The organism is Stutzerimonas chloritidismutans, assembly GCF_051486945.1.
Taxonomy (GTDB): Bacteria; Pseudomonadota; Gammaproteobacteria; order Pseudomonadales; family Pseudomonadaceae; genus Stutzerimonas; species Stutzerimonas chloritidismutans_B.
In genome coordinates this window covers 150716-168001 of the sequence record NZ_JAHVDX010000001.1, presented here as the reverse complement: position 1 = coordinate 168001, position 17286 = coordinate 150716, and the positions used below count along the sequence as shown (strand labels likewise).

The following is a 17286-nucleotide window of genomic DNA, read 5'->3' as shown; positions in this document are numbered from 1 at the left end:
ATCAATCGACTCCAGCCTCTCTGGGATGGTTCCTCCAGCGCGACAAGGCATGCGCATACGGCTGCGCTACCACAAGGCTAGCCGATGATCTGGCGATGGAAAGTTTTCTCCTGCTACTCGCGACCGGTGACCGATGCGAGCAGGCGGCTGGAGAGTGATTGGCGGATCGAGCCGAAATCGGCCCAGGGGTCCCGCTCGAGCGCGTCTAAACGCTCATGGACGTTGAGAATGGTCCAGCGGTTGGCCGCGCCCAGGCTTTCCAGCTCGTCGCGGCGCACGGGCATCGACACCGGCAGGCCAGCCCTCGCGCGCGCGGAATACGCCGCGACGGTGCTGGCACCGCGCTGGTTGCGCAGGTAGTCGACGAAGATCTTGCCGACCCGGTTCTTGGGCCCCATCTTGGCCACGATCCGCTCGGGGGATTCCTTGGTCAGCCGAACGGTCACGGCGCGGGCGAATTCACTGGCGCATTCCCAGCTGCTGCGCCGGTCGATTGGCACCACCACATGCATGCCACGCCCACCACTGGTCTTTAGGAACGCGCGCAGCCCTAGGCTATCGAGCAAGTCCAGCGTCAGGCACGTCGCCTCGATCATTCGCGCCCAGGGCAGCTCGGGATCGGGATCGAGATCGAATACCAGGCGATCCGGCCGATCGATGCGGTCGCTATGGGCATTCCAGGTGTGAAACTCGACCGTGCCCATTTGTGACGCCTCGACAATGGCCGTCACGCTGTCGGCCTGGATCAGGCGGGCATGTTCCGGATCGAGCGACTTGGGCAGTACCTTCATGTGCGGCATCTTCAACCGGCCGCAATGCCGCTGGAAAAAGCTTTCGCCGTCCACCCCATCCGGAGCGCGGACGATGGACAGTGGGCGGCCGGCCAGATGCGGCATCAACCGATCGCCAACGGCCAGGTAATACTCGGCGAGTTGCAGCTTGGTGGCGCCGCTGTGCGAATCGATGACGCGCTGGGGGTTGCTGATACCAATGCCGCCCACCTCGGGGCGGGCCTTGCCGGGCTTCGCGGGCATGCAGCCTCCTGATCCGTCAACTGGCCTTCTTGCTGCTGGATTTGCTCGCGGCGGGCTTGCGCGTGCCGGTTGCCTTACTCGTTGCCGCTTTGCTGCTGGTGCTGGACTTGCTCGCCGTGGCCTTGGCTGGCGCCTTCTTGGCTGTGCCCGACTTGCTCGCCGGACGCCGCGCCGGGGCGGCCTCTTCCTCATCGCCTTCATCGGCATCGGCGGTCTCTTCCGGTGCTGGCTTTTTCGCCGACTTGCCGGCGAGGCTGCGCTTGAGTAGCTCGGTAAGGTCGATGACATCGGCGCTGCGCCGATCGACGGCTTCTTCCGGCCCACCGACCGCTTCCAGCTTGCCTTCGCGCGCTTTGGTTTCGACCAGGTCCATGATCTGGTCCTGGAAGGTGTCTTTGTACTGGGCCGGGTCCCAGTTTTCGCTCATGTCCTCGACCAGACGCTTGGCCATGTCCAGCTCACGTGGATTGAGGTCGGCGTTGAGCGCTTCGTCCTTCATCTCCAGGTATTCGACACCGCGCACCTCGTCGGCCCAGCGCAAGGTATTCATCACCAGCGCCTTGCCGAGCGGCATCACAACGGCCAGGTGCTGCTTGTTGCGTAGCACGACGTTGGCGATGCCCACTTTTCCGGTCTGGAACAGGGTTTCGCGCAGCAGAGCGTAGACCTTCTCGCCTCGGCGATCGGGCGTGAGGTAGTAGGGGGTGTCGATATACAGGAAGGAAATATCCTTGGCATCGACGAAGGCAATGATGTCAACGGTCTGCGTCGCCTTTGGGTGAGCGGACTTGATCTCATCATCGCTGATGACGACGTAATGCCCCTTTTCATACTCGACGCCTTTGACGATGTTTTCGCTGTCGATGTCTTCGCCGGTGGTCTTGTTGATACGTTTGTAGCCAACGCGGTCCATGCTGCGCTTGTCGAGCCAATCGAAGTCGATGCCTTGTCGCGTAGTGGCCGGCACCAGTGCCACCGGAATATGTACCAGTCCGAAGCTGACTGCGCCTTTCCAGATCGTACGAGGCATGGGCTATCTCCTGAGGGGGGCTGGATCAGCCGTTCACGACCGTGCCGCCATTGACGTGAATGACCTGCCCACTGACGTACGAGGCGTCGCTGCTGGCCAGGTACACATACGCTGGTGCCACCTCGTCGGGCTGGCCCGGGCGCTTGAGCGGGACGTTGGCGCCGAATTCGGCGACCTTGTCCGCGTCGAAGGTCGATGGGATAAGCGGCGTCCAGATCGGACCCGGCGCGACTGAATTGACCCGGATTCCGCGCTCGGCCAGGCTCATCGACAACGCCCGGGTGAAGGCCACGATGGCGCCCTTGGTCGAGCTGTAGTCGATCAACATCGGGTTGCCCTTGTAGGCGGTAACCGAGCTGGTGTTGATGATCGAAGCGCCTTGCTTCAAGTGCGGCAGCGCGACCTGGGTCATCTGAAACATACCGAAGACATTGGTGCGGAACGTCTTTTCCCATTGCTCAGGAGGGATGTCCTCGAAGGCCTTCTGTGGGTGTTGCTCGGCGGCATTGTTGACGAGAATGTCGAGCTTGCCGAAGCGGGCAATCGTCTCGTCGACTACTTTGCGGCAGGTGTCGCGATCGGCGACGTCACCTGCAAACGTCAGGCACTGGCGCCCCTGCTCTTCTACGACCTTGCGGGTCTGTTCGGCATCCTGGTGTTGATCGAGGTAGAGGATGACGACGTCCGCGCCTTCTCTCGCGAACAGTACGGCCACCGAGCGGCCGATGCCGCTGTCGCCACCGGTGATCACCGCGACCTTGCCCTGCAGTTTGCCGGCAGCCTTGTAGTCCTCGCCCCGATACTGCGGGCGCGGGTTCATTTCGCCTTCCTTGCCGGGCTCGGGTTGTTGCTGCGGGGGTAGCGTCTGGTTATCGGACATTCATCGCCTCCATGAAACGGGTGTGAGACCTGTCTTCGGAGGACTGAGCGGCTGCGGTAAAAGTTTCGATGGCGCGATGAGAGGCCCGCGGCGGCATGCTCGCTGGGTCAAAGGCAACAGCTGATGTTGAGTGACGAATAGGGGCTGGGTGCGTCAGGCGGCAGGCTTGGCCAGCCGCCTGCGATGCTCACTCCACGCGCAAGGCGACGCGCCCGCGTGGGACGCCGCTTTCGACGTATTCGTGGGCGGCGACCACTTCGTCGAAGCTGAACTCACGGTCGAGCTGCGGCGTGATCAGCCGGTCGGCCGTCAGTTGGTTGATATGCCGAAGCGCGCGGCCGAGCGCCTCGCAATTCTGCTCGATGCCGAGTTCCGGCTGTCCAGTGAAATCACACAGGCAATGCAGGAAGAACTTGAAGTTCTTCTGGAACGCCGCACACGCCGGGAAAGCCGTTTCGTTGCCGCCGTTGAGCCCGTAGAGGATCAGCTTGCCGCGCGGCGCGATGACATCGCCCAGCAGCTTCATCTGGGAGCCGCCGCAGCCATCGAGCACCACCTCGACGCCGGCGCCGCCAGTAATTTTCTGCAGGCGGCCGACCAGGTCCTCTTCCTCGGTGACGATCACCGTCTCGGCTCCTAGCTCGCGCATGAAATCCCGGTCATCGCTGGTATCACACGTTGCGATCACCCGCCCGCCCAGGGCCTTGGCCAGCTGTACCGCAATCGGTCCGGTGCAGTGCCGGGCCTGGGTGACCAGCACGTGCTGGCCTGGCTCGAGCTGCGCCAGTTCGACCAGCGCGAAATAAGCGACCAGTGCCGGGGTGTAGTGAATGCAAGCCTCGGCTGCGCCGAGCATGTCAGGGTAGTGGACGAGCGAGGTATGCGGCAGCAAGACCTGCTCGGCATAGAGCGGATACTGGTTCAGATCGTGGCCGGGAAAGCTGGCTACCCGGTCGCCGACGGCAAAGCCGTCCACATCTTCGCCTACCGCGAGCACTTCCCCTGCGATCTCGCTACCCAACCCAGCCGGCAGCTGCGCCTTGCGTGGCGCGAGATTCTGCCGCCAGAGCACGTCGTTCCAGCTCACGCCGATGGCCCTGACGCCCACCAGTACCTCACCGGGCCCGGGCCGCGGGGTCTCCCGCTGCTCGTAGCGCAGCACCTCGGCTGGACCGAACTGGTGAAAACGAATGATGCGGGACATGAAAAAGACCCCTCGATTACAACTGTGGGAGTGACTCTATCTGCACCGACAGCACAACTCCAGCCGCCGATACCGCATTCCTTTCGATAGTCGCCATGTCCACGAATGATGATCCGCTGTATGTAATGTCGTACTCGATCTGCAGTTTTGTGCATTTGCAAAGCGGAAATCGACATGCCCGGCGCGTAGGGTTGTGTCTAGAATGCTGACGCACACCCCAAAGGTCAGCTGCATTCCTTTCTGACCCCAGCTTGAAGTGAATGGCATGAATCGCAACGATCTGCGCCGCGTCGACCTGAACTTGTTGATCGTCTTCGAAACGCTGATGCACGAGCGCAGCGTGACGCGGGCGGCTGAAAAACTGTTTCTTGGGCAACCTGCGATCAGCGCAGCCCTGGCTCGCCTGCGTACGTTGTTCGACGATCCACTGTTCGTCCGGACCGGGCGCAGCATGGAGCCGACGGCCCGTGCCCAGGAGATCGCCGGGCTGCTGTCGCCGGCACTCGACTCCATCTCGACGGCGGTGAGCCGTGCCGCGAGCTTCGATCCGGCTACCAGCGAACTGGTTTTCCGCATCGGTTTGACCGACGAGGTGGAGTTCGCCCTGCTGCCGCAAATGCTCCGCCGAATCCGTGCCGAGGCGCCGGGCGTGGTGCTCGTGGTCAGGCGCGCTAACTACCTGCTGATGCCTGGGCTGCTGGCCTCGGGGGAAATCTCGGTCGGTGTCTGCTACACCGAGGAGTTGCCAGCCAACGCGAAGCGCAAGGTGCTGCGCCGGCCCAAACCGATGCTGCTGCGTGCCGACAGCATTCCCGGGCGAATGACCATGGAAGACTACTGTTCACGGCCGCATGCGATGGTGTCGTTCGCCGGGGACCTCAACGGTTATATCGATGAGGAACTGGCCCTGCACGGTTGCAAGCGTAAGGTCGTGCTGGCCGTCCCGCAGTTCAACGGCCTGGCCAGCCTGCTCGCCGGAACTGACCTGGTGGCAACAGTCCCGGACTATGCGGCCGAAGCCTTGGCCGCGCGCGGCGGCGTGCGCGCAGAACCCCTGCCCTTCGAGACCAGCCAGGACTTCGAACTGTCCATGGCGTGGCGCGGCGCCCAGGACAACGACCCGGCCGAGCGGTGGCTGCGGTCGCGGATTCAGATGTTCGTGGGTGATCCGGATAGTTTGTAGCGCCCGACGTAGCTGCACCGACCGCATCGCTGGTCGATATAAACGCCCGCAACATCATCCCCAATGATATTCACCTTCGGCTCGTTCGATTTCTGCATTGCGAGCCCACCACGCACACTCCGCACCATCGATAAAAAACGATTGCGGAGCCAAGCATGGAACGTTCACTCAACGCGTTGCGTTATCCCCTGGTTGCCCTTGCGGCAACCCTCGTGGCCGCGTGCGGGAAAGCACCGGAAGCGACCGAGGCCGCAGCAGCGCCCCCGCCAGCCGTCAGCGTCGCCCAGGTCATCGAACAACAGGTCACCGAATGGGACGAATTGACCGGGCGGCTCGAAGCACCCGAGTCCGTCGAGATTCGGCCACGGGTATCCGGCTTCATCGACAAGGTCGCTTTCGAGGAAGGTGAGCTGGTCAAGAAGGGCGACCTCCTCTTCCAGATCGATCCACGTCCGTTCGAAGCGCAGGTCAAACGGTTACAGGCCGAGCTGCAACAGGCCCTCGCCACCCAGCGCCGTACCGCTAGCGAGGCGGAGCGTGGCGAGCGTCTGAGGGCTAACAACGCCATTTCGGCAGAACTGGCCGATGCTCGCGTGAGCGCCGCCAGCGAAGCCAAATCCGCCACGGCCGCGATCCAGGCGCAACTCGACGCCGCCAAGCTGGACCTCAGTTTTACCCGCGTCACCGCGCCAATCAATGGCCGCGTCGGCCGCGCGATGATAACCGCGGGTAACCTGGTCAACGCGGGTGAGGCGCTGCTGACCACGTTGGTCTCGACCGACAAGGTCTACGCCTATTTCGAAGCGGACGAGCGCACCTACCTGAAGTATCGCGAACTGGCGCGCAACGGCTCACGTGGTGAAGAAACGCCGGTCTACCTGGGGCTTTCCGACGAAGACGGCCATCCTCATTTGGGCCACATGGACTTCATCGACAATCAGGTCGACCCGCGTACCGGCACCATCCGCGGGCGCGCCGTGTTCGACAACCGTGACGGCAGCTTCACCCCGGGGCTCTACGCGAGGCTGAAGCTGGTCGGCAGCGCCACCTACGAGGCGGTGTTGATCAAGGACGTCGCGGTGGGGACTGACCTCGGCAAGAAGTTCGTCCTGGTGTTGGGCGAGGACGGCAAGGTCAGCTACCGCGCCGTCGAACTGGGGCCAAAGCTCGAAGGGCTGCGCATCGTTCGCAACGGCCTCGACGAGGGCGAAACCATCGTCGTGAACGGGCTCCAGCGCGTCCGCCCAGGCAGCCCGGTAACCCCGGAAACCGTGCCCATGGCGGATGCAGACACTCTCGCTGCACTGAAAGAGCAGAACCGCGCTATCACGGCCGCGTTCAAGACGGAGCTCGTCGACCGCACCGTGACGGGCCGCCCCAGTAGCTGAGCCGCGCTAATCCGCGCCAGCGGGCCCGCAAAAACAACATTCGATTCCGTCAGGGCGCGTCAGGCGCGCCCTTTACCCCGGAGTGCGTCATGAATTTCTCGCAATTCTTCATTCAGCGGCCGATCTTCGCGGCGGTGCTGTCCCTGATTATCCTCATTGGGGGCGCCATCTCGCTGTTCCAGCTGCCGATCAGCGAATACCCGGAAGTGGTGCCGCCAACCGTGGTGGTGCAGGCCAACTTCCCCGGCGCCAACCCAAAGGTGATCGGTGAAACCGTCGCGTCGCCGCTGGAGCAGGCCATCACCGGCGTGGAAGGCATGCTCTACATGTCGTCCCAGGCGACGGCCGACGGCAAGCTCAAGCTGACCATCACCTTTGCGCTCGGCACTGATCTGGACAACGCACAGGTGCAGATCCAGAACCGCGTCACGCGGACCATGCCGACGTTGCCGACCGAAGTCCAGCGGCTCGGCGTAACGGTGGACAAGGCCTCGCCCGATCTGACGATGGTCGTGCACCTGACATCGCCCGATAACCGCTATGACATGCTTTACCTGTCGAACTACGCGGCGCTCAACGTCAAGGACGAGCTCGCGCGGCTAGACGGCGTGGGCGATGTGCAGCTGTTCGGCATGGGTGACTACTCGCTGCGGGTGTGGCTGGACCCGAACAAGGTCGCCTCGCGCAACCTCACCGCGACCGATGTAGTGAATGCCATCCGCGAGCAGAACCGCCAGGTAGCCGCGGGAGCGCTGGGCGCACCGCCTGCGCCAGGCGCGACGGACTTCCAGCTATCGATCAACACCCAGGGCCGTCTGGTCACCGAAGACGAGTTCGAGAACATCATCGTGCGGGCCGGCAGTGACGGCGAGATCACTCGCCTGCGCGACATTGCACGGATCGAGCTGGGTTCCAGCCAATACGCCCTGCGCTCACTGTTGAACAATCAACCCGCTGTGGCCATTCCGGTGTTCCAGCGGCCCGGATCAAACGCCATCGAGATTTCCGACTCGGTGCGCGCGCGCATGGCCGAACTCAAGCAGGAATTCCCGCAGGGTGTGGACTACGAAATCGTCTACGACCCGACGATCTTCGTGCGCGGCTCCATCGAAGCGGTGGTACACACCTTGCTCGAGGCCATCGTCCTGGTGGTGCTGGTCGTCATCTTGTTCCTGCAGACCTGGCGCGCTTCGATCATCCCGTTGGCCGCCGTACCGGTATCGTTGATCGGCACCTTCGCGGTCATGCACATGCTCGGCTTCTCGCTCAATGCGTTGTCACTGTTTGGCCTTGTGCTGGCGATCGGCATAGTGGTGGACGATGCGATCGTGGTCGTCGAGAACGTCGAGCGGAACATCGGCCTCGGCAAATCGCCGGTGGACGCCACCAAGCAGGCGATGAAGGAAGTAACCGGGCCAATCATCGCCACGGCACTGGTCTTGTGCGCGGTGTTCATCCCGACCGCGTTCATCTCCGGCCTCACCGGCCAGTTCTACCAACAATTCGCATTGACCATCGCCATTTCCACTGTGATCTCGGCGTTCAACTCGCTGACCCTGTCCGCTGCCCTTGCCGCCGCCTTGCTGCGCGGGCATGACGCACCGAAGGACGGCTTCTCCCGTCTGTTGGACAAACTGTTCGGCGGCTGGCTTTTCGCGCCGTTCAACCGCGTGTTCGACCGCGCCAGTCATGGCTACGTCGGTGCGGTCCGGCGCATTCTGCGGGGTAGCGGCATTGCGCTGGTGGTCTACGTCGGCCTGGTCGGCCTCGGCTATCTGGGTTTTGCCAGCACACCGACCGGCTTCGTACCGCCGCAGGACAAGCAATACCTGGTCGCATTCGCCCAGCTGCCTGATGCGGCCACGCTGGATCGCACCGAGGACGTGATCAAGCGCATGTCGCAGATCGCCGCCGAGCATCCTGGCGTGGAAAACACCGTGGCGTTCCCGGGGCTCTCGATCAACGGCTTCACCAACAGCCCCAACAGCGGAATCGTCTTTACGCCGCTCAAGCCCTTCGACCAGCGCAAGGACCCCGCCCTTTCCGCCAATGCGATCGCGGCAGACCTGAACGGCCAGTTCGCGCAGATCCAGGATGCCTTCATCGCCATCTTCCCGCCGCCGCCTGTGCAGGGCCTGGGCACCATCGGTGGCTTCCGCGTGCAGGTGCAGGACCGTGGCAACCTGGGCTACGAGGAACTCTACAAGCAGGTTCAGAACGTCATCGCCAAGAGCGCCGACTATCCCGAGCTGGCCGGCCTGTTCACCAGTTATCAGGTGAACGTGCCGCAGGTCGACGCGGATATCGACCGTGAGAAGGCCAAGACGCACGGCGTGGCGATCGACCAGATCTTCGACACCATGCAGGTCTACCTGGGCTCGCTGTATGCGAACGACTTCAATCGCTTCGGCCGGACCTACCAGGTCAATGTGCAGGCCGAACAGAAGTTCCGGCTGACGCCTGACCAGATCGGCCAACTGAAGGTGCGCAACGACCGTGGCGAGATGGTCCCGCTGTCCACCTTCGTCAAAGTCAGCGACAGCGCAGGTCCCGACCGCGTGATGCACTACAACGGCTTCCTAACGGCCGAAATCAACGGCGCCGCCGCGCCGGGCTACAGCTCAGGCCAGGCCGAAGCTGCGATGGAGCGGCTGTTGAAAGCCGAATTGCCTAACGGCATGAGCTTCGAATGGACCGAGCTGACCTATCAGCAGATCCTGGCCGGCAACACCGCCATTTTCGTCTTCCCGCTCTGCGTATTGCTGGCCTTCCTGGTGCTCGCGGCGCAATACGAAAGCTGGAGCCTGCCGTTGGCGGTCATCCTGATCGTGCCGATGACGCTGCTCTCGGCCATCACGGGCGTGATCCTGTCCGGAGGCGACAACAATGTGTTCACCCAGATCGGCCTGATCGTGCTGGTCGGCCTGGCATGCAAGAACGCGATCCTCATCGTCGAGTTCGCCAAGGACAAGCAGGAGGAAGGCATGGACCGCCTGGCCGCGGTGCTTGAGGCCTGCCGCCTGCGGTTGCGGCCGATCCTGATGACCAGTTTCGCCTTCATCATGGGTGTGGTGCCGCTGGTGATCTCCACCGGTGCCGGTGCCGAGATGCGCCATGCCATGGGCGTCGCGGTATTCAGCGGCATGCTCGGCGTGACCTTCTTCGGCCTGCTGCTAACCCCCGTGTTCTATCTGTTGATCCGCGCCTTCGTCGAGAAGCGTGAGGCGCGCAAGGCTGTGTTCAAGGAGATCCCTGCATGAAGCCCTTCATCGCTACCCCGCTGTGGATGGCCGCGTTCCTGACTCTCGGCGCCTGCGCCGTGGGCCCGGACTACAAGACGCCCGACACCGCGACCGCGCAGATCGACCGGGCCGCCACCCCACCGTTCGACCGCAGCCGCTTCGAAGCAGCCTGGTGGCGCCAATTCGAGGACCCGACGCTCGACGCGCTGGTCGGCGAAGCGTTGGCGGAAAACCGCGAACTGCGTGTCGCATTCGCCCGCCTGCGCGCCGCTCGCTCGATCCGAGACGATGCAGCGAACGACCGTTTTCCGACGGTGACCGCCCGTTCAAGCGCCGAGATCGGCGAGGGCCAGCAGCCCGGGTTCACCGAGCAGCGAATCAACAGCGAGCGCTACGACCTGGGCCTGGACATGGCCTGGGAGCTGGACTTGTTCGGCCGTATCGAGCGCAGCATTCAAGCCAGCGAAGCGCGCAGCGACGCTGCTGCGGCTGAGCTCTATCAGCTTCAGGTCAGCCTGGTCGCCGAGTTGGTCGACGCTTATGGCCAGTTGCGTGGTGCACAACTACGCGAGCGTATCGCGCGGCAGAATCTGGATAACCAGCGCAATTCGCACCGCCTCACCGAGCAGCTGCGCGAGGCGGGTGTCGGTAGCGAGCTGGACGTGCTGCGTGCCGATGCGCGCCTGGCCGCGACGGAAGCCAGCCTGCCCTTGCTGCAGGCCCAGCAGACCCGAGCACGCAACCGCATCGCCACCCTGCTCGGCCAGCGCGCCGACAAACTCAGTGTCGACTTGTCTCCCCGTGAATTGCCAGCCATCGCCAAAGCACTCCCGATCGGCGACCCTGCCGAGCTGTTACGCCGTCGCCCGGACGTCATTGCCGCCGAACGCCGGCTGGCGGCGGCCACCGCTGATGTAGGCGTGGCAACGGCCGACCTGTTTCCGCGCGTGAGCCTGTCTGGTTTTCTCGGTTTCATCGCTGGTCGCGGATCGCAGATCGGCGCCAGCGCGGCGGAAGCCTGGTCGGTGGCGCCAAGCATCCGCTGGGCGGCCTTCGACATGGGCAGCGTACGGGCACGCTTGCGCGGCGCCGAGGCAGACGCCGACGGCGCACTGGCCAACTACGAGCAACAAGTGTTGCTGGCTCTTGAAGAATCGGAAAACGCGTTCAGCGATTACGCGAGGGCGCAGGAGCGGCTGCTTGCGCTGATCCGTCAATCAACGGCCAGCCGAGCAGCGGCCGAACAGGCCGAGGTGCGTTACCGCGAAGGCACGGCGGACTTCCTCGTGCTGCTCGACGCCGAGCGCGAACGACTCCAGGCCGAGGACGCCCAGGCGCAGGCTGAAGTCGAGCTCTATCAGGGTGTGGTCGCGCTGTACAAAGCGCTGGGGGGCGGCTGGCAACTCGGGCGCGGTTGAACATCCGCGGGCCGCTCTGCGTCGAGTGTCTCGGCATGCAGAGCGGCCCGCGACAACGAAAACTGTGATCTGTTCCCGCTCTCGCTCGCTGAATTGTGAATTTTGCGCGAAAGCGCTTTTTGTGGTGCGGCTTATTTGGCATAACGTCGCGGAAGCTCCTCACGCCCACTGCGGGTGTCATGCCAACCAACCAAGAACAAAGAGCCCTTCATGATCAAGCCGATCATCACCCTGGCCGGCCTTGTGCTGGCCCTCACCGCGACCGCGGTCGAAGCTGAACCCATCGTCATCAAGTTCTCCCACGTCGTTGCCGAAGGCACACCCAAAGGTCAGGGTGCGCTGCTGTTCAAGAAGCTCGTAGAAGAACGCCTACCAGGCCAGGTAACCGTAGAGGTCTATCCCAACTCCACGCTGTACGGCGATGCAAACGAGCTGGACGCACTGGCCAAGGATGAGGTCCAAATGCTGGCACCCTCTCTGGCCAAGTTCGAGCAGTACACCAAGCAACTGCAGGTCTTCGACCTGCCCTTCCTGTTCGACGACCTTGCTTCGGTCGATCGTTTCCAGAAGCGCGCCAAGGGGCGCCAGCTGTTGCTGTCGATGGAAAAGCAAGGCATTACCGGTCTGGCCTATTGGCACAACGGGATGAAGCAACTCTCGGCAACCAAGGCGTTGCGCATGCCCGACGATGCGAGTGGCCTCGCCTTCCGAATCCAGCCGTCGGGGGTATTGGAGTCGCAGTTCGCCCAGCTGGGTGCATCGACCAAGAAAATCGCGTTCGCCGAGACCTTCGCCGCGTTGCAGAACGGAACGGTGCAGGGTGCGGAAAATCCATGGTCGAACATTTACAGCAAGAACATGCATAGCGTTCAGCCATACATCACCGAAACGAACCATGGTGTGCTGGATTATATGCTGGTGAGCAACACCAAGTTCTGGTTCGCCATTCCGCATCAGATCCGGACCCAGCTCGAAGGCATCATCGAAGAAGTCACCTACCAGGTGAATCGTGCCGCCGAGGAAGCCAACCAGGCCGACCGCGAGCGCATTCGCAAGGCCGGCACCAGTGAAATCATCGAGTTGACTCCAGAGCAACGCGAAGCCTGGCGCGAAGCCATGCGACCCGTCTGGAAAGAATTCGAACCCGCAATCGGCGCCGACATCATCAAAGCGGCGCAGACGGTCAACCGCAAACAGCGTAACTGACCTTACCTCCAACAGCCGGCCCAGGGCGCTGCGTCTGGGTCGTTGCCTCCGTTGCGATCAGGGTATTGGCGGCTGTACTGCCGGGTCCTGCTCCAGCGCCGCCTCTTCCCATCCTCCACCTAGCGCAGCGATCAACTGAACGCTCGCAATCAGCCTGTCGCCTAGCAAGGTCAGGTTGGTGCGCTCGTTGTTCAACGCCGTGGTCTGCACGGTGACGACACTCAGGAAGTCCACCGTTCCAGCGCGGTATTGGTTTTCGATCAGGCGCAGCGACTCCTGAGCCGCTTCCAGCGCCTCCCGCTGGACGACAGCCTCGCGAGCGAGCACGCGCAGCTGGACCAGGGAATCCTCCACTTCACGGAAGCTGTCCAGTACGGTTTGCCGGTAGGTGGCGACGGTCTGGTCATAGGCCGCTTCGGCCTGCTCGAGGTCGGCTCGCCGGGCGCCAAAGTCCAGGAGCGTGACGGCCAGTTGCGGCCCAAGCGACCAATAGCGGTTCGGCAAGCTGATCAGGTTGCTAAAGCTGCTGTTGCGATAGCCGCCACTGGCGCTCAGGGTCAGGTCCGGATACCAGGCAGCTTCGGCTACACCGATCTGGGCATTGGCGGCGATCACGTCCCGCTCGGCTGCCGCTACATCAGGGCGCCGTTCGAGTAACTGCGACGGCAATATCACCGGCACGTCAGGCAACCGGGGAATGTCGGGCGTCACGGCGATCCCCAGTTCCGAGGGCGGAACCCCGACGAGCACGGCGATGGCGTGTTCCAGTTGCGCACGCTGCCACTCCAGATCGACCGCCTGGGCTTGAGTGCTGCGCAGCTGGGTCAGCGCCTGGCTGACATCGGACCGGGGCACGATGCCGGCGCGGTACTGGTTTTCGGTGAGCCGCAGCGAGCGCTCGAAGGCGGCGACGGTCTGATCGAGCAGCCGTTGCTGCTCGTCCAGAACGCGCAACTGCAGGTAGGTCTGGACCAGTTCGGACTGCAGGCTGAGGCGCACGGCGGCCAGGTCCGCAGCGCTCGCCTGCATGTTTGCGCGGTTGGCCTCGAGATTGCGGCGCAGGCGCCCCCAGATATCCAGCTCCCAGGACGCATCCAGGCCAGCGTCATAACTCTCGCTGATGCCGCTGCCCTGGGTCGTGGTCGAACTACTGCCCGCCCCGCTGCCTGCGCGGGTCGCGCCGACACCGGCGCCAACGGTTGGGAACAGTTGCGAGCGGGCGCCACGCACCAGGGCCCGCGCCTGCCGATATTGCGCTTCGGCGGCGGCCAGATTCTGGTTGGATAGATTCAATCGCTCCACTAACGCATCGAGCTGCGGGTCGCCGTAAAGCGTCCACCATTCGCCACGCGGCAGGACGTCGGCCGGCGTAGCGCGCTTCCAGCCTTCGGCCTGTTTGAATTCGGTCGCGACGGGCAGATCCGGGCGTTGGTAGTCGGGCCCCACGGTGCAGGCACCGAGGGATAGGCCCATGACCAGCACGGCCAGGGGACGCAGGGTTGGCTTGAAATGCGAAACGGTCATAGCGGGTTTTCCAGGGCGGCATCGGTGCGCACACCTCGCCAGCGGTTGAAACGGTGGCGCGCGCGGTCCAGGTACAGATAGACCACAGGCGTGGTGTAGAGCGTCAGGATTTGGCTGAGCACCAGGCCACCGATGATGGTCAGGCCCAGCGGCTGACGCATTTCGGCGCCTTCCGCACCGCCGAGCAGCAACGGTGTTGCGCCTAGGATTGCGGCCATGGTGGTCATCAGGATCGGGCGGAAGCGCAGCAGGCAGGAGCGACGGATCGACTCGGCTGGCGACAGGCCATCGTTGCGCTCGAATTGCAACGCAAGATCGATCATCAAGATGGCGTTCTTCTTCACCACCCCGATGAGCAGGAACAGGCCGAGCAGCGAGATGAGACTGAACTGCTCGCGCATCAGGATGATCGTCAGCAAGGCGCCAACGCCTGCCGAGGGCAAGGTCGAAAGGATGGTCAGCGGGTGGATATAGCTCTCGTAGAGGATGCCAAGCACGATGTACACCAGCAGCAGCGCGCCGAGGATCATCAGCGGTTGCCCTTCCTGCGTGCTCTGAAACGCGCTGCCGGTTCCTCCCAGCTTGCCCTGGACCTCGCTGGGCATGCCGATGGCCGCTACGGCCCGCTCGATCGCCAGCGTCGCCTGGTCGAGGCTGACACCCGGTGCCAGGTCGAAATCGATGTTTTCCGCGGCGAATTGCCCGTCATGGCTGACGGCGTCTTCCTCGAGGCTGCGCTCGTAGTGAGCGAACGCCGCGAGCGGCACCCGACGCCCATCGCTGGTGATGACCTGGACCTGTTCCAGCACTTCCGGATGCTGGGCGTAGGCGGGATCGACCTCCATCACAACCTGGTACTGGTTGAGCGTTTCGTAGATCGTCGAGATCTGCCGCTGGCTGAAGGCATTGTTGAGCAGCGTGGTCACGGTGCTCATGTCCACGCCCAGCCGCTTGGCCGCATCACGGTCGACCTTCAGGCTGATCTGCTGCGCACCTTCGCCTTCGTTGGCGTCGATGCTGGTCAACTCGGGTAACGCCATCAGGGCGCGCGTGACCTGCGGAACCCAAGTGCGCAAGTCCGCCAGGTCGCTGGCCAACAGCGTATAGGAATAGGACGAGCTACTTTGCCGCCCGCCGCCAAACTGCAGATCCTGGTCAGCCATGAGGAACATGCGCCCGCCGGGCACCTTGGGCTGGTTCTCGCGAATCCGCTCGATGACTTTCTGCGCCGAGATCTTGCGCTCGGCCAGTGGTTTGAGCCGCACGATCATGAAGGCGTTGTTGATGCCGCCCTGCCCGCCGATGAATCCGGCCACGCTTTCCACCGCAGGGTCGGCCAGAACCGCCTTGCGATAGGTCTCCATCTTCGGCTGCATGACCTGGAACGAGAGCCCGTCGTCGCCTCGGATGAAGCCGGTCAGCTGGCCGGTGTCCTGCTGAGGTAGGAAGGTCTTGGGCACCTCGATGTAGAGAAAGACGTTCAGGGCAATGGTCGCCAGCAGGCTGATCAGCGTGACGCGGCGATGACGCAGCGCCCAGCTCAGCGAGCGGTCGTAATGCCGCAGCAGCCACTGATGCGCATCGTGACTCCAGCGCTGCAAACGGCCGTCCCGCTCAGGCTCGTGCGGCTTCAACCAGCGTGCGCAAAGCATGGGCGTGAGCGTGAGCGAGACCAGCAGCGACACCAGAATCGCCGCCGCCAGGGTGATGGAGAATTCGCGGAACAGCCGCTCGACGATACCGCCCATGAACAGGATCGAGATGAACACCACCACCAACGACAGGTTCATCGACAGCAGCGTGAAACCCACTTCCCGCGTTCCGATGTAGGCGGCACGCATGGGTGGCACGCCTTCGTCGATGTGCCGCGCGATGTTTTCCAACACCACGATCGCATCGTCCACCACAAGCCCCGCCGCGAGGATCATCGCCATCAGCGACAGCACGTTGAGCGAGAAGCCGAACAGGTACATCACGGCGAAGGTGCCCACCAGCGACACCGGGACTGCCAGCGCCGGAATCAGCGCCGAGCGCAGCCGACCAAGGAACAGGAATACCAGCAGCACCACCAGGCCCACGGCAATCAGCAGGGTTCGCTCCGCCTCGTGCAAAGTGGCGCGGATCACCGGCGAGCGGTCCATTGCCACGTTCATCTTGACGCTGCCGGGCACGATGGCCTGAAGCGAGGGGAGTTCGTTGCGAATGCCTTCGATGGTTTCGATGATGTTCGCGCCGGCCTGCCGATTAATGACCAGCAGCACGGCCCGCTCATTGTTGAAAAAGCCGTCGTTATAGCGATCTTCGACGCCATCGGTGACCTTGGCCACATCTCGCAGGCGCAGGGCCGCGCCGTCCTGATAACGAATGATCAACGGCAGGTAGTCCGCCGCCTCGTGCAATTGGTCGCTGGCCTGGACCTGCCAGTGGCGATGGTCATCCTCGACCATCCCCTTGGGGCGGCGCACGTTGGCCGCGGCGATGGTCTGACGCACCTCGTCGAGCGCTACGCCGTACTGCTCAAGCTGCTGCGGCTGCAACTGGACCCGCACGGCAGGCAGCGAACTGCCGCCGACCTGCACCTCACCCACGCCCGGCACCTGCGAGAGCTTCTGCGCGAGGATGGTCGACCCGATGTCGTAGAGCTGGCCCTTGTCGAGCACGTCGGACGTCAGCGACAGCACCATGATCGGCGCCTGTGCCGGGTTGATCTTGCGGTAGGTCGGCATGCTGCGCATGCCGCTTGGCAGCAGGTTGCGCGCCGCGTTGATCGCCGCCTGCACATCCCGGGCAGCGCCATTGATGTCCCGCTCCAGATCGAACTGGATGATGATCCTTGTCGAGCCCTGACTGCTGCGACTGCTCATCTGGCTGACCCCAGCGATGCTGCCGAGCGAGCGCTCGAGCGGCGTCGCTACGCTTGACGCCATGATTTCCGGGCTTGCTCCCGGCAGGCTCGCCTGTACGGTGATCACTGGGAAATCCATGTTCGGCAGCGGCGACACCGGCAGCAAGCCGAAACTGACGCCACCCAACAAGAGGATGGCCAGGCTCAGCAACATGGTCGCCACCGGGCGGGCGATGAAGGGAGCGGACAGGTTCATCGCACTGACGCCGCTTGAAACGGATGGCCAATGGCTGGGCGAGCACAGCAAGGGCGCCGGAACTCAGCGCGCCATT

Annotated in this window: 11 protein-coding genes; 5 read left to right on the top strand and 6 right to left on the bottom strand. The window is 63.4% G+C overall.

Translation table 11 applies throughout. From position 1 onward, the window contains the following. Positions 1-113: 113 nt before the first annotated feature. From ligD to KXR72_RS00665, 4 genes are all read right to left on the bottom strand, one after another. Complete coding sequence (gene ligD / locus KXR72_RS00680; RefSeq protein WP_437419216.1) at positions 114-1034, bottom strand: non-homologous end-joining DNA ligase; 921 nt, start codon at positions 1032-1034, stop codon at positions 114-116. Positions 1035-1050: 16 nt separating this feature from the next. After that, positions 1051-2064 carry a Ku protein gene (locus tag KXR72_RS00675; protein ID WP_437419215.1) on the bottom strand — a complete coding sequence of 338 codons (1014 nt, stop codon included), beginning with the start codon at positions 2062-2064 and terminating at the stop codon, positions 1051-1053. A 25-nt stretch (positions 2065-2089) separates the two neighbouring features. Further along, on the bottom strand, positions 2090-2944 hold the full coding sequence (locus KXR72_RS00670) for an SDR family oxidoreductase (RefSeq protein ID WP_437419214.1): 855 nt from the start codon (positions 2942-2944) through the stop codon (positions 2090-2092). Positions 2945-3131: 187 nt separating this feature from the next. After that, positions 3132-4148: a zinc-dependent alcohol dehydrogenase family protein gene (locus tag KXR72_RS00665; RefSeq protein WP_437419213.1), complete on the bottom strand. Its 1017-nt coding sequence runs from the start codon at positions 4146-4148 to the stop codon at positions 3132-3134. A 265-nt stretch (positions 4149-4413) separates the two neighbouring features. On the opposite strand from KXR72_RS00665, the gene KXR72_RS00660 reads away from it, so the two are divergent. From KXR72_RS00660 to KXR72_RS00640, 5 genes are all read left to right on the top strand, one after another. Then, positions 4414-5331 (top strand): LysR family transcriptional regulator, encoded by a 918-nt coding sequence (locus KXR72_RS00660; protein ID WP_437419212.1) that lies wholly within the window; start codon positions 4414-4416, stop codon positions 5329-5331. Positions 5332-5486: 155 nt separating this feature from the next. After that, positions 5487-6719 (top strand): efflux RND transporter periplasmic adaptor subunit, encoded by a 1233-nt coding sequence (locus tag KXR72_RS00655; RefSeq protein ID WP_437419211.1) that lies wholly within the window; start codon positions 5487-5489, stop codon positions 6717-6719. 89 nt (positions 6720-6808) lie between these two features. Beyond that, entirely contained in the window at positions 6809-9979 is a 3171-nt protein-coding gene (locus KXR72_RS00650) for an efflux RND transporter permease subunit (protein ID WP_437419210.1), read from the top strand. Then, positions 9976-11379 (top strand): efflux transporter outer membrane subunit, encoded by a 1404-nt coding sequence (locus KXR72_RS00645; protein ID WP_437419209.1) that lies wholly within the window; start codon positions 9976-9978, stop codon positions 11377-11379. The genes KXR72_RS00650 and KXR72_RS00645 overlap by 4 nt, the downstream gene beginning before the upstream one ends. A 213-nt stretch (positions 11380-11592) precedes the next feature. Continuing rightward, the gene (locus tag KXR72_RS00640; protein WP_437420344.1) at positions 11593-12585 is read left to right on the top strand and encodes a TRAP transporter substrate-binding protein; all 993 of its coding nucleotides are present in this window, start codon (positions 11593-11595) and stop codon (positions 12583-12585) included. A gap of 57 nt (positions 12586-12642) precedes the next feature. Here the strand turns inward: KXR72_RS00640 and KXR72_RS00635 are convergent, their stop codons facing one another. Both KXR72_RS00635 and KXR72_RS00630 read right to left on the bottom strand, forming a co-directional pair. Then, positions 12643-14109: an efflux transporter outer membrane subunit gene (locus tag KXR72_RS00635; RefSeq protein WP_437419208.1), complete on the bottom strand. Its 1467-nt coding sequence runs from the start codon at positions 14107-14109 to the stop codon at positions 12643-12645. After that, the gene (locus KXR72_RS00630; protein ID WP_437419207.1) at positions 14106-17210 is read right to left on the bottom strand and encodes an efflux RND transporter permease subunit; all 3105 of its coding nucleotides are present in this window, start codon (positions 17208-17210) and stop codon (positions 14106-14108) included. Before KXR72_RS00630 ends, KXR72_RS00635 begins: the two co-directional genes overlap by 4 nt. Positions 17211-17286: the final 76 nt, after the last annotated feature.